23 protein-coding genes and 1 tRNA gene are annotated in these 22448 nt (G+C 54.4%); 19 read left to right on the forward strand and 5 right to left on the reverse strand.

All coding sequences use genetic code 11. The annotated features are described in order from the left end of the window. The 6 genes from ACQY36_RS00760 to ACQY36_RS00785 all read left to right on the forward strand — a co-directional run. Positions 1-659, forward strand: a 659-nt coding sequence (locus tag ACQY36_RS00760) for a type IV pilin protein (RefSeq protein ID WP_428077311.1), incomplete at its 5' end; no start/stop codon positions are given. A gap of 149 nt (positions 660-808) precedes the next feature. After that, entirely contained in the window at positions 809-2023 is a 1215-nt protein-coding gene (locus ACQY36_RS00765) for a pyridoxal phosphate-dependent aminotransferase (protein ID WP_428077313.1), read from the forward strand. Positions 2024-2025: 2 nt separating this feature from the next. Then, entirely contained in the window at positions 2026-3642 is a 1617-nt protein-coding gene (gene pckA / locus ACQY36_RS00770; RefSeq protein WP_428077315.1) for a phosphoenolpyruvate carboxykinase (ATP), read from the forward strand. Between the two features lie 132 nt (positions 3643-3774). Then, positions 3775-4032: an SWIB/MDM2 domain-containing protein gene (locus ACQY36_RS00775; RefSeq protein WP_428056481.1), complete on the forward strand. Its 258-nt coding sequence runs from the start codon at positions 3775-3777 to the stop codon at positions 4030-4032. A 141-nt stretch (positions 4033-4173) separates the two neighbouring features. Further along, positions 4174-4788, forward strand: coding sequence for a carbonic anhydrase (locus tag ACQY36_RS00780; protein WP_428056482.1), 615 nt, complete (start codon positions 4174-4176; stop codon positions 4786-4788). Further along, positions 4789-6183, forward strand: coding sequence for a PTS transporter subunit EIIC (locus tag ACQY36_RS00785; RefSeq protein ID WP_428077317.1), 1395 nt, complete (start codon positions 4789-4791; stop codon positions 6181-6183). 100 nt (positions 6184-6283) lie between these two features. Here ACQY36_RS00785 and ACQY36_RS00790 read toward each other — a convergent pair whose 3' ends face one another. Beyond that, positions 6284-7108, reverse strand: a complete 825-nt coding sequence (locus ACQY36_RS00790; RefSeq protein ID WP_428056484.1) for a radical SAM protein — start codon at positions 7106-7108, stop codon at positions 6284-6286. Positions 7109-7173: 65 nt separating this feature from the next. Between ACQY36_RS00790 and ACQY36_RS00795 the strand changes: the two genes are divergently transcribed. The 6 genes from ACQY36_RS00795 to ACQY36_RS00820 all read left to right on the forward strand — a co-directional run bounded on the left by ACQY36_RS00795 (position 7174) and on the right by ACQY36_RS00820 (position 11361). Next, positions 7174-7596: a hypothetical protein gene (locus ACQY36_RS00795; RefSeq protein WP_428056485.1), complete on the forward strand. Its 423-nt coding sequence runs from the start codon at positions 7174-7176 to the stop codon at positions 7594-7596. Between the two features lie 188 nt (positions 7597-7784). Then, a complete protein-coding gene (locus tag ACQY36_RS00800; protein ID WP_428077319.1) occupies positions 7785-8642 on the forward strand; it encodes a pirin family protein in 858 nt (285 codons plus the stop codon). A 65-nt stretch (positions 8643-8707) separates the two neighbouring features. Continuing rightward, positions 8708-9502 (forward strand): hypothetical protein, encoded by a 795-nt coding sequence (locus ACQY36_RS00805; protein ID WP_428077321.1) that lies wholly within the window; start codon positions 8708-8710, stop codon positions 9500-9502. Positions 9503-9579: 77 nt separating this feature from the next. Then, entirely contained in the window at positions 9580-10332 is a 753-nt protein-coding gene (locus ACQY36_RS00810) for a hypothetical protein (RefSeq protein ID WP_428071446.1), read from the forward strand. 127 nt (positions 10333-10459) lie between these two features. Beyond that, positions 10460-10738: a LysO family transporter gene (locus ACQY36_RS00815; RefSeq protein WP_428077323.1), complete on the forward strand. Its 279-nt coding sequence runs from the start codon at positions 10460-10462 to the stop codon at positions 10736-10738. Then, on the forward strand, positions 10735-11361 hold the full coding sequence (locus ACQY36_RS00820; RefSeq protein WP_428071450.1) for a lysine exporter LysO family protein: 627 nt from the start codon (positions 10735-10737) through the stop codon (positions 11359-11361). Before ACQY36_RS00815 ends, ACQY36_RS00820 begins: the two co-directional genes overlap by 4 nt. 247 nt (positions 11362-11608) lie before the next feature. Here the strand turns inward: ACQY36_RS00820 and ACQY36_RS00825 are convergent. The 3 genes from ACQY36_RS00825 to ACQY36_RS00835 all read right to left on the reverse strand — a co-directional run bounded on the left by ACQY36_RS00825 (position 11609) and on the right by ACQY36_RS00835 (position 14392). Next, positions 11609-11680: transfer RNA gene (locus tag ACQY36_RS00825), tRNA-Arg, on the reverse strand. Positions 11681-11727: 47 nt separating this feature from the next. Continuing rightward, positions 11728-13047, reverse strand: coding sequence for a Na+/H+ antiporter NhaC family protein (locus ACQY36_RS00830; RefSeq protein ID WP_428077325.1), 1320 nt, complete (start codon positions 13045-13047; stop codon positions 11728-11730). A 160-nt stretch (positions 13048-13207) separates the two neighbouring features. Next, positions 13208-14392, reverse strand: coding sequence for an iron-containing alcohol dehydrogenase (locus ACQY36_RS00835; protein WP_428077327.1), 1185 nt, complete (start codon positions 14390-14392; stop codon positions 13208-13210). 88 nt (positions 14393-14480) lie between these two features. Between ACQY36_RS00835 and ACQY36_RS00840 the strand changes: the two genes are divergently transcribed. Then, complete coding sequence (locus ACQY36_RS00840; protein WP_428077329.1) at positions 14481-15350, forward strand: hypothetical protein; 870 nt, start codon at positions 14481-14483, stop codon at positions 15348-15350. Beyond that, on the forward strand, positions 15350-16582 hold the full coding sequence (locus ACQY36_RS00845) for a CinA family nicotinamide mononucleotide deamidase-related protein (protein ID WP_428056494.1): 1233 nt from the start codon (positions 15350-15352) through the stop codon (positions 16580-16582). The genes ACQY36_RS00840 and ACQY36_RS00845 overlap by 1 nt, the downstream gene beginning before the upstream one ends. A gap of 68 nt (positions 16583-16650) precedes the next feature. On the opposite strand, the gene ACQY36_RS00850 is transcribed toward ACQY36_RS00845, so the two are convergent. After that, complete coding sequence (locus ACQY36_RS00850) at positions 16651-16974, reverse strand: thioredoxin family protein (protein WP_428077331.1); 324 nt, start codon at positions 16972-16974, stop codon at positions 16651-16653. Between the two features lie 332 nt (positions 16975-17306). Between ACQY36_RS00850 and rfbF the strand changes: the two genes are divergently transcribed. Genes rfbF through ACQY36_RS00875 form a run of 5 tightly spaced genes read left to right on the forward strand, consistent with a single transcriptional unit; the run spans position 17307 to position 22439 of the window. Beyond that, positions 17307-18086 carry a glucose-1-phosphate cytidylyltransferase gene (gene rfbF / locus ACQY36_RS00855; protein ID WP_428077333.1) on the forward strand — a complete coding sequence of 260 codons (780 nt, stop codon included), beginning with the start codon at positions 17307-17309 and terminating at the stop codon, positions 18084-18086. Position 18087: 1 nt separating this feature from the next. Further along, complete coding sequence (locus tag ACQY36_RS00860; protein WP_428071876.1) at positions 18088-18996, forward strand: NAD-dependent epimerase/dehydratase family protein; 909 nt, start codon at positions 18088-18090, stop codon at positions 18994-18996. After that, entirely contained in the window at positions 18983-20065 is a 1083-nt protein-coding gene (rfbG, locus tag ACQY36_RS00865; RefSeq protein WP_428056498.1) for a CDP-glucose 4,6-dehydratase, read from the forward strand. The genes ACQY36_RS00860 and rfbG overlap by 14 nt, the downstream gene beginning before the upstream one ends. Positions 20066-20068: 3 nt before the next feature. Next, positions 20069-21352 carry a protoporphyrinogen/coproporphyrinogen oxidase gene (locus ACQY36_RS00870; protein WP_428077335.1) on the forward strand — a complete coding sequence of 428 codons (1284 nt, stop codon included), beginning with the start codon at positions 20069-20071 and terminating at the stop codon, positions 21350-21352. Continuing rightward, the gene (locus ACQY36_RS00875) at positions 21345-22439 is read left to right on the forward strand and encodes a glycosyltransferase family 8 protein (RefSeq protein WP_428077337.1); all 1095 of its coding nucleotides are present in this window, start codon (positions 21345-21347) and stop codon (positions 22437-22439) included. The genes ACQY36_RS00870 and ACQY36_RS00875 overlap by 8 nt, the downstream gene beginning before the upstream one ends. The last annotated feature ends 9 nt before the right edge of the window (positions 22440-22448 follow it).

The following is a 22448-nucleotide window of genomic DNA, read 5'->3' on the forward strand; positions in this document are numbered from 1 at the left end:
AGCCCAGGCTCTGGGCCCTGCCCCCGGCAAGGGGGTTGATTTGTTTTTTTTTTTTTGATAAATTGGAAAAAGCACGGCCCGTCTTGCTTGGCGTTTTTATACGGCATCTGCGCCGGGCAAATCTGCGTTTTCCCGGAGTATTTATGAAGAAAGGTTTTACTTTGATAGAACTGCTGGTTGTCGTGCTTATTATTGGTATTTTATCCGCGGTGGCATTGCCTCAGTATACCAAGGCGGTAGAAAAATCCCGATTTACAGAGGTTGAAACAATTATCAATTTGGGGCAAAAACAGTGCCAGCTGTATTATTTGCAAAATGGGCTGCCGAGCGCTGATGTGTATTTCAGCGGAAATAATCCGGAATCTGTTGGGGTGGACATTCCCAATAGCTTTACGGCGTTTAATAGGTATGTTAGTTATTCTAAATACTATCAGTACTGGATTAAGCTTCAGAGTAACGGTTGGTGCAATATTACAGCAGACAGATTATCTACCCCGGGCTCAGCGACGGGAAATGAAGGCTCGGCTTCTTTGTATTCTTTGCATAATAGCGAACATATGGTCAATCACACCCAAGAATTACGTTTTTACAAAAGAACGAGCGGTTCCGAAGCGGAAGGCATATGGAATTATTTAAAAAATAAGGGTTATACGCTGTAATAAATTGCTTTGAAACTCCCCGCGCGAGATGTATGCGCGGGGAGTTTTTTGCGCGCGTAACGCCGCCGGCGGGGCCGCACGCGGCCCGGACGGATTTTTAATCTCCCTTTTCGGCAAATTAAATGTTAGAATGTGCGTAGAGGGAAAATATGTCCGTTTCTTTAAGCAAACTAGCCAATACCGTCGGCGATTCGCCGACTTTAAAAATAAACGCCAAAGCGCGCGCGTTGAAAGCCGCGGGAGAACCCGTCATCCATCTGGGCGGCGGCGAACCCACGTACCCCGCGCCGCAGGCCGCGGTGGACGCGATTATACAGAAAGCGCAGAGCCGCAGGATTAAATACTCGCCTTCCTCCGGTACGCCGGAAATGAAAAAGGCCGTGCTGGATTATACCGAAAAACATTACGGCCGCCGCTACGAACCCGCGAATGTGCTGGTGTCGGCGGGTGCGAAACAGGCGCTGTTTAATTTCCTGCTGGCCGCGGTGGACGCGGGGGATGAAGTGGTGTTCCCGGCCCCGTATTGGGTCAGCTACCCGGAAATGGTGCGTATGGCGGGGGGAACGCCCGTTATCGTGCGGCCGGAGGCCGGCAGGGGGCTTCACGTCCGCGCCGAGCAGATTTTAAAAGCCGTAACGCCTAAAACCAAGGCGATTTTAATCAACAGCCCGTGCAACCCTTCGGGGCAGATTTACGGCGAAGATTTTATTCAAACCATCGTGGAATTTGCCGAAAAAAACGATATCTTTCTGGTGATGGACGATATTTACCACCAGCTCGTTTTTGACGGCAAAAAAACGCCCAATCCCGCCGCTTACGCCAAAAACGCCCATAATTTGGTGATTATAAACGGCATATCCAAGCTCTACGGGCTGACGGGGCTTCGCATCGGCTGGGCCGTGTGCGCCAACAGAGAACTCATCGGCGCGATGGGCCGTATGCAGGCGCAGAGTACGTCCTGCAACAGCGATTTGTCCGAAGCCGCCGCGGCCGCCGCGTTAAACGGCGACCAAAGCGTGGTACAAGATTTGTGCCGTATCTTAGAAGAAAACCGCGACGCTTTGCTGCAAGAAGCGGCGGCCATTCCCCACGTGCGCGTGGAGAAGCCTGCGGGAACCTTCTATTCGTTTATAGATTTCAGCCACTACAACGCCGATTCCAACGCGCTTGCGCAATATCTGTTGGAAAAAGCGCTGGTGGCCGTTGTGCCCGGTGAAGCCTTTGGGGCGGAAGGGTACTTGCGCATCAGCTACTGTGCGGATAAAGCCTCCATCGTGGAGGGGATGCGCCGCATCCGCTGGGCGCTTGATAAAAACGCTCCGAACGAAATTAAAATCGGGGATAAATTAGTTGCGAGGGATTAACAATGAAAACACTGAATGCAAAACCGGATTTCTTTAAACCGGACTTTGGCCTTGAACACGTCGGCATTAAAACGGATAAAACCGTCTACTGGAACTATTCCACCCCGGCCCTGTACCAGGAATCGCTCTCGCGCGGCGAATCCAACATCGTTTACGGCGGCCCGCTGTGCGTCAGCACCGGCAAACATACCGGCCGCAGCCCCAACGACCGCTATTTTGTGGAAACCAAAGACATTGAAGGCAAACTCTTCTACAACAAAAGCAACAAAGGCATCAAGCCCGAATACTTTGATAAAATTTTCGCCAAAGTGCAGGCCTACGTGCAGGATAAAGATTTGTTCGCGCGCGACGCTTACGTGGGCTCCAGCGAAGCTTCCCGCCTGAAAGTGCGCGCTATTACCGAATGCGCGTGGACGAATATGTTTGTTAAAAATATGTTCATTGAGCCCAAGCAGGAAGAATTAAAAGCTTTCCGGCCCGATTTTACGCTCATCTGCCTGCCCAAAATGAAAGTGGACCCGACCACCGACGGCACCGTGTCCGAAACCGCCATTTTGATTAACTTTGAGAAAAAGGTGATTCTGGTCATCGGCTCCGAGTACGGCGGCGAAAACAAAAAAGCCCTGTTTACCGTAATGAACTTCCTGCTGCCGCAGAAAGGCATTATGACCATGCATTGCTCCGCCAACGTGGGCGATAAAGACGACAGCGCCATTTTCTTCGGCCTCTCCGGCACCGGCAAGACCACGCTGTCCGCCGACATTACCCGCGGCCTCATCGGCGACGACGAACACGGCTGGGACAATGACGGCGTGTTTAACTTTGAAGGCGGCTGCTACGCCAAAGTAATTAAACTGAGCCAGGATGCCGAACCGCAGATTTATTCCACCACCCACCGCTTCGGCACCGTGTTGGAAAACGTGGTGTTTGACCCGGAAACCGGCAAGCTGGATTTGGACGACGACTCGCTGACCGAAAATACCCGCGCCTGCTATCCGCTTAACTTTATTGAAAACGCGGTGGAAAGCAAACGCGCCGCGCACCCGAAGAACATCATCTTCCTTACCTGCGACGCTTTCGGCGTGATGCCGCCCATTTCCAAGCTGACCCCGGACCAGGCCCTGTACCACTTTATCAGCGGATACACCGCCAAAGTGGCCGGCACCGAAAAAGGCGTAAAAGAGCCCACCAGCACTTTTTCCACCTGCTTCGGCGGCCCGTTTATGCCGCTGCACCCGTCCGTGTATGCGGAGCTGCTCAAAAAGAAAATTAAAGAGCACAATGTGGATTGCTGGCTGGTAAACACCGGCTGGATCGGCGGCCCGTACGGCGTCGGCCACCGCATCAGCATCAAATACACCCGCGCGCTCTTAAACGCCGCGCTGGACGGAAAACTGGCCAAAGTTGATTTTATCACCGACCCGGTGTTCGGCTTCCAGATTCCGACTTCCTGCGAAGGCGTCCCGTCCGACATTTTAAACCCGGTGAACTCTTGGGCCAATAAAGAAGAATATATGGTAAAATATGAGTCCTTGGCCAAGTCGTTTATTGAGAACTTTAAAAAGTACGAAGACGGTTGCTCCAAGGAAGTTCTGGCCGCCGCGCCGAAAGTGAAATAACGCGCCGCGCCGAACCTGGATTTACGCCGTACGGAGCCCCTTTGCGGGGACACCCCTTACAATCGGGCTCCAAATATAATAAAATCTAAGAAACGATATTATACGTATCAAGACAACAGGAGAATTAGCAATATGGCAAAAGCAAATGCAAAATTTATGGCGCCTTTGACCCCCAGCGCCGAACTCGCGGCCGTGGTGGGTTCCGCCGCCCTTCCGCGCACCGAAGTCGTTAAAAAAATGTGGGATTACATTAAAAAGAACGGCTTGCAGGACGCCAAAAACAAACGCATGATCAATTCCGACGCCAAACTGGCCGCCATTTTTGAAGGCAAGAAACAGATCAGCATGTTTGATATGAGCAAATACCTTTCCAAACACCTTTCCAAATAAGACAAGCGTGTAACTGGATTTAAAGCCCCGCTCTGAAGAGCGGGGCTTTTTTACGGGCCGCGGACGCGGGGCGCGCGCCGCCCCCGCCGGAAGACGGAGAGAATATGCGCCGGAGGCTTTGTAAACTGCTAAAATAAAAGAATGAGTGAAACTACTTATCCCAATGACGGGTTCCGCCAGCTGATAGAAGGCTACCGCCATTTTTTTGAAGGAAATCCGCCGCGTAAAGGTTTTTGCGCTTTGCGCGCGGAACAAATCGCCAATACCCAACGTCCCCACTCCATGGTGGTAAGCTGTTTTGACAGCCGCGTCTGCCCGGAAGCTATTTTTGCTACGAACGACGGCCATATCTGCGTACACCGCAATATGTTAAACCAAATTGACCCTTCCGATGCTTCCATGATGGCTTCCCTGCGCTTTGCGGCGGAACATTTACAGGTGCAAAATATCATCGTTTTGGGGCACAGCGACTGCAACGCCGTGGCCAAACTCAAAGACCTGGCGGGCCTGCCCGCGGAAATAAGCGCGTGGCTGGGCGGCTGCGGCGCGCGTTACCGGGGGGACAGCTACGCGGACGCCGTTAAAAACAACGTGCTGGACCAATTGGCGCGCCTGAGCGGCCTTGAATTTATCGCGCGCGCGATGCGGGAAAACGGCCTGAATTTGGAAGGGATGTATTTTCATATTGATACCGGACGGCTGGAACGTTACCATTCGGGCCAGGGCCGGTGGGAATTTATTCAAACGGAGGAGTAAATGCCGGCAGATTTAAAAGCGATGTACGAAGGAATTTTGACCGCGGCGGGCGGGGCGGAAAATATCACCACGCTGGGCTGCTGCATGACGCGCCTTCGTTTTACGGTCAAAGATGAGGCGCTGGTGGACCCGAACGCCCTGCGCCGCGTAAAAGACGTGGCGGGATATTTTTATTCCGGCTCCCAGCATCAGCTGATTGTCGGCCCTTCCACCGCCAACAAACTGACCGCGTATTTTAACGAACGCCACGCGTTTGCTCCGCTGAATCTGTCCGGCGTGTATATGCCGGCGCCGGAGCCTTCCGTGGGCGAAACCAAAGAAAACAAAGCCGCCGTGCGGAAAAAATACTCCAGCCGTTTAAGCCGCGTCTGCGCGATTATCGGCAACATTTTTCTGCCGCTTATCCCGGCGTATATCGGCTGCGGGCTGATTTTGGGGATTAATAATATTTTGTCCAAAACCCTGCTGGCCGGAGACCCCAATACCACGGGGCTGCTGGCGGTGTTTGGCAACGGGATTTTTTTCTACTTAAACGCCATTGTGGGTTATAACGCCAACAAAGAGTTCGGCGGTACGCCTTCGCTGGGCGTGGCGTTTGCGGGTATTTTGAATATGGCCGCGCTGGCCGACGTAACGCTGTTTGGCAATGCGCTGGTGCCGGGCAAAGGCGGCGTGATTGCCGTACTGCTGGTATGCTGGGCGGGCAGCTGGTTTGAAAAATTCCTGCGCGCGCGTATCAAGGGCAGCGCGGAGATGTTCATCACGCCGACGGTTACCATTTTAGCGGTGGGCTTTGTGTCGCTGGCGCTTATCCAGCCGCTGGCCGGTTGGCTTTCCGACCAGCTGGCCGTGCAGACGCAAAACGCGCTTAAACACGGCGGCGTGCTGGCGGGCGCGGTGCTGGGCGGCACGTTCCTGCCGCTTGTTATGCTGGGCATTCACCAAAGCCTGGTGCCGATTCACCAGCAGCTGATGAATACGCTGGGCGGCAATCCGCTGTTTCCGATTTTATGTATGGCGGGCGCGGGGCAGGTGGGCGCCGGACTGGCCGTATTGTGGAAAACGAAAAACACCCGGCTTAAAACCATTGTCAAAAACGCTTTGCCGGTGGGCGTGCTGGGCATTGGCGAACCGCTTATTTACGGCGTTACGCTGCCGCTTTTCAAACCGTTTATCGGCGCGTGCGTGGGGGCCGCCCTGGGCGGCGCGGTGATTGCCGCGGCCCACGTAACGGCGGCCATTCCGTTCGGCGTTTCCGGCGTGGTGTTGTTTTTGGCCCTGTCCAACCTGCACAGCGTGCTGTTTTACGCGCTTGGCTTTGCCGTGGCGATGGCGGGCGGATTTGTCTGCACCTGGAAAATGGGTTTTGACGACCCGCCCAACGAAGAAGCTTAATCTTAAAAACCCCGTCTTTTAAGGCGGGGTTTTTGTATGTTGTGAAAACCCCCGGCTGGGCCGGGGGTTCGGTTTTACGGGCCGGTTTTTGTAAAACGTCTTAATTGCCGGAGTAAGAGCGGAAAGAGCCGAAATAAATATCCGCCGGGATGCCCTCGGCGCGGCAGTAGTCCCGTATTTCTTCGCCCAGTTTGCTCCAGTAATCCGTGGGTTCTTCCTGCAGGAAAATATCCCCGTACAGCGCCAGCAGATGCGGATAATGCGCGGCGATGAAAGACATCACTTTTCGCTGGTACGCCGGGCGCATATTCAGGCTGTCAAAGCCGTAGCGGTCCGTGTACGGGCGCGTGAGCGCGATGATTTGTTTCCAGTCGCTGAGTTCCGGAAACAGCGGCGCCCCCATCACCGCCGTGTGTATGCCGGCTTCGTGCAGGATTTTTAAAGCTTCCGTTTTTTCGGAAACGGAAGAAGCCCCCGGCTCGGCCAGCTGGCGGAACGCGTCGTCTGCTGACGAAAAAGAAAAAGCCACTTCGCAGTACGGGATTTGTTTGAATAAATCCAGGTCGCGCAGCACCAGTGCGGATTTGGTCAGCACGTAGACTTGCGCCTGACAGACGACCAGCTGTTTGATTAACCGGCGGGTCAGTTCGTATTGTTTCTCGTAGGGGTTATACGGGTCCGTAACGGAACTGAGCATCACGCGGGTGCGGAACAGCTTGGCCGGACGGAGCGGAACTTCGCAGACTTTGACGTCCAAAAATTCGCCCCATTCTTCGGAGTGGCCCGTGAACTTGCGCATATATTCGGCGTAGCAGTATACGCATTTGTGCGGGCATCCGATATAGGGGTTAATCACGTAATCAAACCCCGGTATTTTAGATTTTGACAGGTATGTTTTGACGGGTGCGGTAGCGATGGTAATCATAAGCGGAGTCTCCCTGGCGAAATATAATTATATAGTGTACAATATCTACAAAGGAGAACGAAATTATGGCATGGGAATGGGCCTCGTTTTGGGAGCGCGTGAAGCGGTTCTTTGATTTCGCCGCCCGCCGCCGCGAACTCTACCGGCAGTGGGACCGCGAAGCGGACAACGGCGATGAAGAAGCGCGCTATAAACTCCTAATGCTTTACCAGGACGAGGGCGAAGAATACTACCCTTTGGCTTTTAAATGGACGGTGGCGGTGGCGAATGCCGGCGCGGACTGCGGGGTGATGCTGCAGGCCGCCGAAATGTACGCCGCCGGCCACGGCGTTCCGCCGGACGACGAAAAAGCCCTGCTGTGGTTTGAGCGGGCTCTTTCGCTGCATATTTTGCAGGGGAAGCAATCCCCCTTGTCGGTAGAAGCCGCCAATTATATCCAGGAGCGCATTCAGGAACTGCGCGCCAAACTGGGTAAAGACATGCGCTGACCGCTACGCATTTACTTTTTTACTGCTCCCCCGCGCTACAGCCGCGTGGGGATTTTTTTTGTTTTTACGGTTTCTTTTAACGGCTCCGGCCTGTACACCGGGGAAATGAACTAGTACATTTCCCGGGGCGGCCGGGGAGAATGGATAGTGTAAAATAAGTAGAAGAAGGACAGTACAGGGGGGAGTTTATGAAAACCGTAAGAAAAGTAAAAGAGCTGGTGCGCGGTTCTGCGCAGCAGGACGGCGCCGGCGTGAAACTGGTGCGCGTGCTCGGGCGCGACACCGTACGGAATTTTGATCCGTTTTTAATGCTGGATGCGTTTGATTCCACCAACCCGGACGATTACACAAAAGGATTTCCGTTCCATCCGCACCGGGGGATTGAAACCGTTACCTATTTGGTGTCGGGGTGTATTGAACACCAGGACAGTATGGGCAACAAAGGGAAAATTACCGACGGCGCCTGCCAGTGGATGACCGCCGGAAGCGGCATTATCCACCAGGAAATGCCCCGCCCCGCCAGGCGGATGCTGGGCCTGCAGCTGTGGATTAACCTGCCCCAAAAGGATAAAATGGCGGACCCGGCTTACCGCGATTTGCGCGCCGATAAAATTCCGGTTGTTGCGGTGGACGGCGCCGAAGTGCGCGTAATTTCGGGCTCGTTCGGCCAAACCGAAGGCGTGTTTCAGGGGGAATATGTAAAGACCACGCTGTTGGACGTAACGCTTGCCGCCGGGGCCGAATTCCGGCTGCCCGTTGCCAAAGGCAACACCGTATTTGCCTATATTTTAGAAGGCACCGGCGCGTTTGAAGAAGGGGGCGAAAATATCGCTTGTAAAACGGCCGTTCTGCTGGGCGGCGGAGACGAAGTCTGCGTCCGCGCCGCGGCGGGCGGCATGCGCTTTGTGCTCTTTTCCGCCAAGCCGCTGGGCGAGGATGTGGCCTGGGGCGGGCCCGTGGTTATGAATACGCGCGAGGAAGTTCGGCAGGCTTTTGGCGAAATCGGCGCGGGAACGTTTATCAAGCATAAACCTTCCGGCGTGTAAACGTATATTTTGCTCCGGGCGCAGGCTCCCTGCGCCCGGAAGTAAGGTTTAAAGGAGGCAGTTCTATGACCCAAGAACACGAGGTCCGTCCGGTCTGGTGGGAGTTGTCGGCCGGCGGTCCGTGTATGCTGTTAAAAAGACTGATTGACCGCCATAACGAAACGCAGTTTGATCCTTTTTCGTGGCTGTCGGTTTGTTATTGCAGCCCGGAATTTGACCGTTCCGACGTTATTGCTCCCCATGTCCGTCCGGACCGCGAAACCCTGAATTACCTGGTAACCGGCCTGGTGGACCCGCCGGACTTGAGCGATGAACGTTTGTCGGAAGTGACTGCTTCGCGCTGGATAAATATGGTGGGCGGCTTAAAACAGGCGGCCCGCAGTGAGAGCGTATATGTGCTGAATATGGAACTGTGGATGCGCGTGCTTCCCGGCGGAGGGAACGGCGGCGGAAAACGCTGGGAATTTGAAAGCGAATACGTACCGCTCGTACGCACGGACGGCGCGGAAGTGCGCGTCGTGTGCGGCCAATTCCAGCACCGCGAAGGCGCCGTGGCGCAGCATCCGCTGGGCACGACCATTTTTGACGTTACGCTCTCGCCGGGAGGCTCGTTTGAGTTTTCCGTCCCCGAAGAAAACACCACTTTTGCCTATATGTTCGGCGGCAAGGCCCAGTTTGGCAAAGACGGCGACACCTACTACGGCGCCGATTCGCTTTTGCGCGTGCGCGGCGGGGAGATTTTTGCCTCCACGCTCAGCACCGGGGGGCGGTTTCTGCTGTTTTCGGCGCGCCCGGTTGTGCGTAAAGGGCCCGCCCCGTGCCCGGATAAAACGTCCGACGTCTGCCAGGTAAAAAAGTAAATCCGTCCCGGCGGACTTGATTTTTAGACAAAAGACAGGTAGAGTAAGATTATACTTCGCAAGCTATGGGGGAATTTATGCGAAAATGGGCTGTGTTGGGAGTGCTGCTGCTGGCGGCTGCGCCCTTGTGCGCGCAAATCCAGCGGACGTATCATTACGGCGTAGTGCCTACGGAAAACATCACTACGTTTGAAGTCAATCCCGCTACCACCGTCATTGACGACAGCGGCGGCGTTTCCGTCAGCCAGGTAACGCTTAAAACCTACCGCGTGATTAACGAGCAGTACAACTGGGGCGTGGAGGTGCCGCTTTCGCGTTATGAGTCGCCGGAGAAATCCGTAAGCGGGCTGGGCGATATGTTGGCTAACGTGTCCTGGTTTCACCCGGAAGAGGACGGACTGTTCGGGTTTGGCGCCAAGATGGAGTTTATTCTGCCTACCGCCACCGACAAACGGCTCGGAGCGGGCAAACTGCAGGCCAGTCCGTCGGCGTTTGTACTGATGTCGTTTCTGGACGGGTTTTATGCCGCCGCGGGATATAAGCATTATGTTTCCGTGGTGGGAGACCACGCCCGCGACGATATTAATATGGGCCGTCTGCGCGCCAACATCGGTTATACGTCGCCCAACCAGTGGTGGGTGCTGACCAATCTGTATTATTATATGGATTACGAGCACAGCGGAATGGCGGAGTTTATCCCGGAGCTGGAAATCGGCACGCTGGTAAACGACGGAACGGCGTTTTATGTAAACGCCAGCACGCACGCCGCCGGAAACTGGAAAACCAAGGACTGGGGCGTGAGCATCGGCTTTAAACTGCTGTATTTGTAAGATATTCCTGCTGAAAAGGCCCGCTTTCCGGCGGGCCTTTTTATGCGTATTGGACGGCCGCCGCCGTTATTGGTATCATAATATATACGCTCCCCGCCCGCTTGGACGGGGACTTTTCTGGCGGAGAATGATGATTACACTGATTGGAACTTTATTTGCAGGGCTTTTTATCGGCTTTCTGGCGCGCGGCCGCCGCTGGACGCTGTGGGCCGGAAAAAGCGTTTCGGGCACGGTATACGTATTGCTGTTTTTGATGGGCATTGGCGTAGGCGGGAACCGGGAGCTTTTGGCTAATCTGTCGGCGGTGGGCGCGGAGGCGCTGGCGCTTTCGCTGTCGGCCGCCGCGGGGAGCATAGCCGTGGGGGCGTGGATGTATAAGAAACTGCTGGAGCGGGGGAGCCGATGAAATCCAGCCTGGCCGTATTGGGGTTTTTTACAGCGGGGTGCTGGCTGGGGACGCGGCCCGAACTGCCTGAATTTTTGCGCGGCGGATTGCTGCCGCTGGCGGCGCTGTATTTGCTGATGCTGGAAGTGGGCGTCAGCCTGGGAAGCGACGCAAAACTGAAAGAAATTTTACGCTCCGTCAAACTGCGCTGGCTGTTGTTGCCCGCGGGCACGGCGGCGGGAACTTTGCTGGGCGCGCTGGCGGCTTCGGTATTTATTACGCGCTGGAGCTGGAGCGAGTGCCTGGCCGTGGGGAGCGGGTTTGGATATTATTCGCTCTCGTCCATTTTAATTGCCCGTCTCAAAGAACCCGTACTGGGCGCGCAGGCGGCGGGTGCATTGGCCACGGTGGCCTTGCTGTCCAATATGATACGCGAAATGTTTACCCTGCTTTTTGCGCCCTTGCTGGTGCGGTTTTTCGGCAAATTTGCGCCGGTGGCGGCGGGAGGCGTAACGTCTATGGATGCGACCTTGCCCGTGATTGCGCGCTACTCGGGAAAGGATATGACTTTTCTGGCCATTGTGCACGGCGTAACGCTGGATTTTTCAGTTCCGTTTTTGGTTGCGTTCTTTTGTTCGCTGTAGAACGGAATAATTTTTGATATTTACAAACTCCGTTGTTAAGCGGGGTTTTTGTTTATGCCGGAAACGGGTCCCTGCCGTTAATTTTCTGACGGAAATTGCTTTCGGGCCGGACCTCGCGGTTTTTGCCTTTCAGCCTGCGGCTTCAAACAAAAACATCGCTCCGGTCTTCTCCTCCCGGCGCGGGCCAAGCAGTTGGCCCGCTTCTCGCGCAAAAACAAAAACCTCACTGACGTGAGGTTTTTATATTTGCGCTCGACGGGAGTCGAACCCATATTACCAGCTTCGGAGGCTGGTGCTCTATCCATTGAACTACGAGCGCGTAAATCTTTCTCCTTTCATTCTATCAAAATTGTACGCCGGACGAAACTAGGCTTCCATCGCACCGTCCGCCGCCGGCTGGGAATGTGTGCGCGGGAACCCCAGCCAAATCGCCAGCAGCGCGCCGACGCCCAGCAAATACGGATAGTACAGGTATTTCATAATTCCCACCGGCGATACGCCCGAGAGGCTGGCCGCCATCAGCAGCTGTGCGCCGTAGGGGATAATGCCCTGCACAAAGCAGGAAAAAATATCCAGCAAACTCGCCGAGCGGTTGGGCGCAATATGAAAACGCTGTGCGATTTCTTTGGCAATCGGGCCCGCCATAATCAGCGCAATCGTGTTGTTGGCCGTGCAGAGGTTGGCAAAACTGACGACGCCCGCTATGCTCAGCTCCGCCCCTTTGCGCGAACGGATGCGCGCCGTCATCTTTTGAATAATCCACGCCAGGCCGCCGTTATAGCGAATCATTTCCAGCATGCCGCCCGCCAAAATGGTAACGATAATCAGCTCGCCCATGCCGTTGATGCCGGCCCCCATGGAGGTCGTCCACCCCCATACGTCAAACGCGCCCGTTAAAAGGCCGATCAGCCCGCATAACACCGTGCCGCCCAGTAATACCACCATCACGTTTACGCCCATCACCGCGGCCGCTAATACGATAAAATAGGGCAGCACTTTAATCCAGTGGATGTCTCCCGTTACAAAAGCACTTTGCGCGCCGCTGCCTATCAGCACGTAAATAATGGTGGTTAAAACGGCGAAGGGCATTACGATGGAAAAGTTCGTTTTAAATTTGTCCGACATTTTGCACCCCTGCGTGCGGGTGGCTACAATGGTGGTGTCGGAAATGAAAGACAGGTTGTCGCCAAACATCGCGCCGCTGACCACCACCGCGCTCATCAGCGCGGGCGAGATGCCCGTCTGCGCGCTGAGGCCGGCGGCCACCGGCGTAAGCGCGACAATCGTCCCTACCGACGTACCAACCGACACGGAAATCACGCACGCCGCCAAAAATACGCCCGCCGCCAGCACATTGCCGGGCAGGATGGCCAGCGTCAAATTCACCGTGGCGTCCACCGCGCCCATGGCTTTGGCCGTTTGCGCAAACGCGCCCGCCAAAATAAAAATCATCACCATCAGCATTATGTTGGAGTTGGCCGCGCCTTTGCAAAAGAGTTCAATGCGGCTGTGCAGGCCGCCGCCTTTACTCATCCAAACGGCCACAACGGAAGACAATACAAAAGCCACCGTGATGGGCATTTTGTAAAAATCACCCGCCGCCAGCGAGACGGCCAGGTAAGAAATTAAAAATACCGCCAGCGGGATTAAGGCGAGCGGATTGGGTTGGATTTTTTCGGGTTTCATAATGCTCCGTGCCGCCGGACAAAAAGAAACCGCCGGTAAAAATGCGGTCGGCGGACGGCGGGAATTAAGTTAAAGACAATAATATTATATAAATTTTAACGGTTTTCCGCTGTGCGGCGTATCGGGCGGCTGCGGAACCGCCCGGAAAACGGGCGTCTTTTTAGTTGTTGGCGGCGGTATAGATGCGCAGTAAATCTTCTTTGGCCAGCGGTTTAAACTTGCTGACCGTGCGCGTGCCGCCGCGGCTGCATTTGTCGGCCAGTTCGCAGAGTTCCGAAGAACTCAGCTGGCGGCCCAGCAGCTGCTGCAGACCGGTGGGCATTCCCAGAGATGTAAAGAAACGTATCGTGGCGTCAATGCCCTGGCGGGCCGCGCTGTCAATGTCCGTCGTCAACGCAAGCCGCCAGACGTTGGACGTGTAGCGCGCAAAGCGGGCCGGGTCTTCTTTATATACATATAACGCCCACGCGCCCCAGACGGCGGAAAGGCTCTCCCCGTGCGGGACGCCGAAACGCCCGCTGAGTTCGTGCCCTAGCTGGTGTACGGCAAATTCTTTATCCGCGCCCAGGCCCGTCAGATTATTGTGCGACAGACTGCCCGCCCACATCATTTCGCTTTGCGCCTGATAGTCCTGCGGATTTTGCACGGCGGCGGGCCCGTAGTGAATGACGGTGCGCATCAGCGCTTCGGCCAGCGCGTCGGTCAGTTCGTTGCCCTGCATGGGGGTAAAATAGCGGTCCAGCGTGTGCATTAAAATATCCGTTACGCCGCAGGCAAGCTGTTTGGGGGAAAGGGTAAAAGTCAGCTCCGGGTTCATCAAGGCAAAGCGCGGGCGGTTAAAAGGGGTGTTGAGGCCGCGTTTGTCTTTGTGGGAATCGTCCGTCAGCACGGCGGAGTCGCTGGTTTCGCTCCCGGCGGCGGAAATCGTCAGCACGCTGCCCACGGGCAGAGCGGCGTGCACGGCGGATTTGCCCGTCCAGTACGCCCAGATATCGGTGTGCGGGTTGGCCGCGCCGACGGCGATGGCTTTGGCGGTGTCAATCACGCTGCCGCCGCCGACGGCCAGGATAAAGTCCGCCTGAAACGTAAGGGCGAGAAGCACGCCTTTGCGCGCAAAAGAGAGCGTGGGGTTGGGCTGTACGCCGCCCAGGGTTTTGACCGTCAGCCCCGCCATCATCAAAGATTTTTCCACCCGCGTGAGCAGGCCGCTTTTTTTCGCGCTTTCGCCGCCGTACACCAATAACACGCGCGAACCGCCGTGTTTGACGACGGCCTCTCCGGCGCGTTCTTCGGCGTGCGCGCCGAAGATGATTTCGGTGGGCGCGCAAAAGGTAAAATCTCTCATAGGCGTTCTCCTTAAAAAATTATTATATAACACTTTGCGCCCGTTTCGCCCGGTGAAAGTGCTAGAATATGCGTAGTTGGGGGAATGGATGAAAACACATTTTCGTATTACCGATCCGAAGGAAAAAGGCTGTAAAAAAGAATTTACTTCCGCCTTGTTGATTGCGCTGGCGCCCCTGGCGGCGTGGGCGGTGGCGGCGTGTATGGCGGGCGCCGGAGAGGCGCTGGGCGTATTAAGGGACTTTTTGCTGGCCGCGTGGCGGGAAGAAGCCGTGCTGACGGGCGTATTTGTTTTCGTGTACGCCGCGAGCCTGTTCTTTGTGTTTTATTGGTGGAAGATGTGGCAAAAAAGCCGGGCCGCCGAAGGCCGCGTGAGTGATTTGTATTTTCAAGCAGAAGGGGCCGTGGTGGTAAAAGGCGGGCAGGGAATTTTTTTCGCCTATTCTTCTACGGCGTTTACGCTGGGTGTGAAAACGGCCGAGATACTTACCCGGCACGGCCGCAAAGAAGCAATTTCCGCCTTGGAACTGGAGTTTAAGCCCGTGGAGGGCGAAGCGGTGCGTTTTGCGTATGCGCCGAATTTTTTGGTGTGGCCCGTTATTTATAAGCTGATGGCCCACGGACGGAAATTTAAAACTTTTAGGCACAAAGTGTCGGAGGGAAAAGAAATGGCCGCCGCGGTGCGCAGGCAGCTGGCGCGGCACGAAGCATGCGGCGATTGCAGCTTGATGCCGCCCGGAAATTTGCTGATGGTGTCTGCCGTCGGGCTGGTGCTGACGCTGACCGGGTCGCTTATCCTGTGGTCATTTCAGGGGCCTATCCTTGCCGGCGGGCGGCATATGCCGCTTAGCGGCGGGTTGTTAATCGGGTTATTGTGCCCGTCGTTGCTTTGTGTGTTGGGCGTAACTGTTTTGGGTGTGTGCGTACACGATTTATTGCAAAGAAGGAAAGGAAAATAATGAAAAGCGTGATTATTACCATTGGGGACGAGATTTTGCTCGGCCAGATTTTAGACACCAATTCCCGCTTTATCGCGCGCGAACTGGCGGCGCTGGGCGCGGAAACGGTGGAGATGCGCTCCGTGTCCGACGAAAAAGGAGAAATCCTGCGCGCGGTGGACGACGCGTTCAAACGCGCCGACGCCGTGATTGTAACGGGCGGCCTCGGCCCCACCAAAGACGATTTGACGAAAAACGTGCTGGCTGAATACTTCGGCACCGAATTGGAATTTAACCCGCAGGCATATGGCTGGCTGGAAGAAATCTTTTCCGCGCACCCGGAGCGGATGAACGCGTACAATAAATCCCAGGCCATGCTGCCTAAAAGCTGTACGCCGCTGCGCAACAAAAAGGGCACGGCAAGCGGGATGTGGTTTGAAAAAGACGGCAAGGTGCTCGTCTCCCTGCCCGGCGTGCCGTTTGAAACGGAATACCTGTTCCCGGCCGAAGTACTGCCGCGGTTAAAAGAAAAATTTCACGATTTACTGCTGCGTTACCGCTTGGTTACCGTTTATGATATTCCGGAAGCGGAGCTGGCGATGAAACTGGCCGCGTTTGAAGATACGCTGGAAGAAGGCCTGGGGCTTGCCTATTTGCCTTCCGCGGGGCTGATACGCCTGCGGCTGACCGCCAGGGGAAAAGCCGTGGACAGGCTGGACGGGTTTTTTAATAAGCTCTTAAAAGCGCTGGACGGGCTTTCGTTTGAGACCAACTGCGCGGACACGGCGGAAGAAGAAATCGGTCGGCGGCTGGCCGCCGGAGGCGTAACCGTGGCGTGCGCCGAAAGCTGTACGGGGGGAAATATTGCGCATTTGATTACGGCGCGGCCCGGCGCGTCGGCTTATTTTTTGGGCGGCGTGGTGGCGTATGCCAATGAGGTGAAGAAAAATGTGCTTGGCGTGCGTGCGGAAGATTTGGAAAAGTACGGCGCCGTCAGCGAGCCGGTGGCCCTGCAAATGGCCGAAGGCGCGCGGCGCGTAACGGGGGCGGATTTTGCCGCAGCCACCACCGGCGTGGCCGGGCCGGACGGCGGCACCCCGGAAAAGCCCGTGGGAACCGTGTGGATTGCCGTCGCGGGGCCGAAAGGCGCGCACGCGCGGAAGTTTGTATTTTCCCATACGCGCGAGCGCAATATCGGGCGCGCTTCCGTAAAAGCCCTGCGCATGCTGTTGGAAGAAATAGAAAAAGCGTAAATTTGCCGCAGATAAAATAAAAGCACACGGGTGCCGTTTGGAACCCGGGTGCTTTTTGCGTACGGGTCTTATAAAAGCGCGTTCAGCTTTTTGCGTAGTTCTTCTTCCGGGTATTCGCCCGAAATGGTTTCCTGCACTTTGCCGTCTTTTACAAACACAAACGTCGGCACGCCGCTCACGCCGAACTTGCGGCTGCTGTCGGGCGACTGGTCCACATCCACGGCCAGAACGGCGGCTTTGCCCTTATAGTCTTTGGCCAGCTTGTCCGCCGCCGGTATCATACGGTGGCAGTGCGGGCACCAGGTGGCAAAAAACATCACCATTTCCGCTTTTTTGTATTTTTCAAAGGCCGCGTCAAACGACGCGTCCGTTACCGTTAATTTCGTATCCATATTATCCCCCTTTTCCTGCATACCCGTAGTATAACTTCATTTCCGGCGTTTGTCCTGTATTTTTAAGGGTTAGTTTTTTAATAGGCTGGCGGCCGCCGGCAAAGGGCTTGACTTGTTTTTTTTTTTTGTTAAATTGGAAAGGGTATTAAAAAGAATCCTAAAGCCGCAAAGACGGCAGGACGCGCGTTTTTGGGGCTTTTAAATGAGTTTTAATATACACCTGTATAGGTGTATTAAGGTTATGCAGGAATGTCCGTCAGGACGGCCTCCGCCAAGAGCCCTGCATAACTTTATTTTAATATATCTCTCTAGCGGAGGTTAAGGAGCTATATATGAAAGTATTGCTGTTAGCCGGAGGATTGGGCACGCGGCTGGGGGAAGAAACTTCCATCCGTCCGAAACCGATGGTGGAAATCGGAGGGTATCCGATTATCTGGCATATTATGAAGCTTTATACGCACTACGGACTGACGGATTTTATTATCCTGTGCGGATACAAAAGCGAAGTCATCAAAGAATACTTCCTTAATTACTACACCAATAATTCCGACGTAACCATCAATTTCACCAGCAACGAAATAGACATCCACCGCAACCGCTGCGAGCCCTGGAAAGTAACCCTGCTCTACACGGGGCGCAACGCCATGACGGGCAGCCGCATTAAACAGGCCCGGCACTACGTGGGGGACGAACCCTTCCTGCTGACGTACGGAGACGGGGTGGGGGACGTGAATATAAAAAAACTGCTGGAGCACCACAAAAAATCGGGCAAAACGGTTACGCTGACGGCGGTGCAGCCTTCGGGGCGTTTTGGCGCGCTTAACATTCAGGCGGACGATTCCATTTCGCACTTTCAGGAAAAACCGGTGGGGGACGGGTCGTGGGTCAACGGCGGTTTTTTTGTGTGCGAGCCGGAAGCGTTTAATTATATCCCGGAAGGGGAGAACGCCATATGGGAAAAAGAACCTTTAATGAAGCTGGCGGAAGCGGGGAAGTTAAACGCCTATAAACACGCGGGCTTTTGGAAGCCGATGGACACGTTAAAAGACAAGCTGGAACTAAACGCCCTGTGGAACAGCGGCAAAGCCCCCTGGAAAGTGTGGGAAGACTAAGATGAAAAAAATTCTTATTACCGGAGCCAGCGGATTTATCGGCCGCTGCGTAACGGATGAAATGATTAAACGCGGATACACCGTGTACGCGCCGTCGCTTTCGCCGTCGCTGCCCCCGCAGGACGGACTGCTGCAGAGCCGGTTGGATTTTTTTGACCGGGAAGCGTTAAAGCGTTATTTGGCGGAACACCGCTTTGAAAATCTCATTCATCTGGCGTGGTATGTGGGGCCCAAATGCCATATGAGCCCGGGAAATATGGACTGGCTGGGTTTATCCCTGGATTTATTAAAGAGTTTCGCCGAGTATGGCGGGAAAACTTTTTTAGGGGCGGGCACCGTGTCCGAATATGATTTTTCGTGCGGATTGCTGCGCGAGGACGCCACTGCGCTGGCAAATCCGTCTTTATACGGGCAGAGCAAGGCCGCGTTGTATAACGTGGGAAAAAGTTTTTGCCGCCAGGCGGGCATAGCGTTTAAATGGCCCCGTATTTTTAATTTGTACGGCCCGTATGAACGCCCGGCGCGTTTGATGCCCTCGGTTATTTGTTCCATGCTGAAAAATGAAGATGTAAAAGTCAGCCCGTGCACCAAGTTTTTGGACTATCTGCACGTTTATGACACGGCGCGGGGGATAGCGTCTTTATTTGAATCCGATGTTACGGATGCGGTAAATATCGCTTCCGGGCAGCCTGTTCAGCTGCGCGCGGTGGTGGAGGAAATAGCGCGGCAGACCGAGTTTCAAGGGCGCATCTTATGGGGTGCGCTGGAAGAAAATTTTGCAGATCCCGTTATTGTCGGCAGTAATGTGCGTTTGACGCAAGAAGTGGGGTGGCAGCCTGTTTATACGCTGCAAACAGGCCTGCGGCAAACTATTGATTGGTGGAAGGAGTTTTTGTATGAACACGTTTAACGGCGTATACGAAGGGAAAACTGTTTTGGTAACCGGACATACCGGATTTAAAGGTTCGTGGCTTGCCATTTGGCTGACCAGCTTGGGAGCGAACGTGGTGGGATATGCGCTGGATGCGTATTCGGACCGAAGCAACTATTGCGCCTCGCGTTTAAAAGAACGTCTGTTTGCCGACGAGCGCGGCGACGTGCGCGACTCCGCCCGGTTGGAAGCGGTCATCGCCCGGTATCAGCCGACGATGATTTTCCATTTGGCGGCGCAGGCCTTGGTGCGCACTTCGTATGAGCACCCCAAAATGACGTACGAAACCAATTTGATGGGTTCTTTAAATATCTTGGAAGCCGCCCGCAAGTTTGACTGTATCAAACAGGTTATTATGATTACGTCGGACAAATGTTATGAGAACGTAGAGCAGATTTGGGGATACCGGGAAACCGACCGGATGGGCGGGTATGACCCGTATTCCTCTTCCAAAGGCTGTGCGGAGCTGATGATTGCTTCCTGGCGCAATTCTTACTTTAATCCCAAAGATTACAGCAAACATGGCAAAGCCGTGGCCAGCGTGCGCGCGGGGAATGTAATCGGGGGCGGGGACTGGAGCGATAACCGTTTAATTCCCGATTGCATCCGTTCGTTGGAGGCCGGAAAAGATATTGAAATCCGCAGCCCGCAGGCCACCCGCCCGTGGGAGCACGTGTTGGAACCTTTATCCGGTTACTTAAAAGTAGGCGAAAAATTAATGCAAGACCCGGTGGCCTACAGCACCAGTTTTAATTTCGGCCCCAGTATAGAAGCCAATAAAACCGTGTGGGAAGTGGTGCAGAAGGTGGTGGAATGTTATGGCAAAGGCCGGGTGGTGGATGCTTCCGAACCGGGCATTCTGCACGAAAACACTTTGCTCAGCCTGGACGTTACCAAAGCTTACCGTATGCTGGATAAATGGCACGCCCGCCTCTCATTCGGCGAAGCCATTGCGTTTACGGTGGCTTGGTATCAAGAGGCCGTGGGCGGTACGGATATGTGGGATTATTGCGTCCGGCAAATCCAAGCCCACAGCGATAAAGAATAACGTATGACAGAAATCGTGGTGTTGGGGAGCGGCGTGGCCGGATTATCGGCCGCTTTCCACCTGGGCAAGTCGGGCCGGTCGGTCCGCGTTTTTGAAAAAGACGCGGACTGGGGCGGTTTATGCGGCGGCTTTACGCTGGACGGTTTCCGGTTTGACCGCTTTGTACACTTTACCTTCGCGCAGGATTCGTATGCGCGGCAAATGTTTGCGGCTTCCGGGCCGCTGTGGGAGCATGCTCCCGTCTCTTCCAATTATTACCGGGGCTGTTGGGTGTACCATCCGGCCCAAAACAATCTCTACCCGCTCCCGACAGAGGAGAAAGTGAAAATTATTGCGGACTTTGTCCGCCGGCGGAAAATCCCCCGGGAACAAATTTCCGATTACGAAACCTGGCTCCGCGTCCAATACGGGGATTATTTTGCCGAGCGCTTTCCCTTTGCTTATACGCGTAAATACTGGGGGGCCGAGCCGCACGAGCTGGAAGTAAAGTGGGTGGGGAACCGGATGCATTCTCCTTCCCTGGAAGAAGTATTGCGCGGCGCGTTTGAAAAACCGGAAGGGAATTTTTATTATACGTCCGTGATGCGCTACCCCAAACAGGGAGGCTTTCGCAGTATTCTAAACGGTCTGCGCGCGGGGTGCGATATAACCCTGAATAAAAAAGCGGTGCGGATTGATCCCGCCGGGAAAAAGGTATTCTTTCAAGACGGGAGCAGTGTGGAATACGGCGTGCTGGTTTCGTCTCTGCCGCTGCCGGAAATTATCAACATATTGCCGGACGTGCCGCCTGCCGTGTCCGCCGCCGCGCGTGCGCTGAGGCATACCTGCGGCTATCAGGTTTCGCTGGGCTTTCGCCGCCCGGACGTCGCCCGCCGCCTGTGGTTTTATATTTATGATGAAGACATCCCGCCCGCGCGCGTATATTCCCCCAATTTAAAATCCCCTGACAATGCGCCTGCCGGGTGCAGTTCTTTGCAGGCGGAGGTGTTTTATGACTGCCGTGCTTCCGTTCCGCCCGCATCGGAGGTGTTGCGCAATACGGTGCAAAAATTAATGGCTATGGGGCTGTTTAAAGAGGAAGACCTTCTGGTGCGGGATATACGCTTTGAACCGTATGCCAATATTACGTTTGTGCCGGATATTTACCGGAACAGACAAACCGTTCTGGATTATTTGCACGGCCTGTCTGTTGAAAGTATCGGACGCTTTGGCAAATGGGAATATATGTGGACGCACCAGGCTTTTGAAGACGGAAAAAATACCGCACAGAGGATAATAAATGAATAATAAATTTACGGCTGATGAGATATTACCGGCTTTTAAGGATAATTATTCCGTATGGGCATTACGCTCCAGCAACGAATATGTTCCTTATTTGCTGGCGTGTTTGGCTTCTTTTGCCGCGCATATGGATGTGAATCATAATTATGACGTTTTGGTGTTTGAGTCAAAAATTACGCCGAAGAATAAAGAAATTATCCGCTCTTTTCTGGCCCGTCCCAATGTGTCCGTGCGTTTTGTAAATCCCCGGGAAGTGCTGGCGCAGTATGAGCTGCGCTTTCCGGCGCATTACAGCCTGGAATGTTTCTTCTCCGTTACGGCTCCGCTGATGCTAAAAAATTATTCCCGCGTCCTGTTTACTGATTTGGATGTTATCATCCGGCGGGATTTGCGTGAACTTTATGAGATAGATTTGCATGGAAAGCCTATGGCTGCGGCGCTGGACTATGCGGCTAAAGGAATGTTTGAATCCAATAACTGGGATTTGCTGGCCTATACCACGGATTCTTTAAAATTGGCTAATCCGCGTGTGTATTACAATACGGGCGTGTGCGTATTTGATTTGGACTATTTCCGTGCGCATAATTGTACGGCGGAATTGTTGCAAATGCTTCATGGGTCCAATTTTCGTTATTTGGAGCAGGATGCGCTGAATATTTACTTTCAAGGCAAAATCCGCGAGCTGCCCGTGTGCTGGAACTGGCCGCCCAAAAACTCCTATTTTAACGATATCTGGGCAAAGATGCCTGCGGCGGACCGCCGTGCTTATGAGGCGGCGGAACGGGAAGCGGGCGTCGTGCATTATATTGGCATTAAACCCTGGGTGAATCCGGAAGAACACTCCGCGTGGCTGTGGTGGGGATATTTTCGCCAAACCCCGCTGTATGAAACCTGGATATTGGAGAACTTGCGTACAAGCGTGCGGCGGCTGATATGGGAGCTGCCCCGCTGTAAGGTGTCGGGATATTGGTTTGCTTTGCTGGGCAGGGCGGCGCTTCTCAGCCGGCACAGAAAAGCCTTTCGGGAAAAGGCCCGTCTATATCAAGAGAAACTGTTACACGGCAATTGGAACCTTTCATTTTTTAAGCGTTAGGACGCGGTG

The sequence above is a fragment of the Candidatus Avelusimicrobium alvi genome (genome assembly GCF_958451995.1).
In the GTDB taxonomy this organism is placed as follows: Bacteria; Elusimicrobiota; Elusimicrobia; order Elusimicrobiales; family Elusimicrobiaceae; genus Avelusimicrobium; species Avelusimicrobium alvi.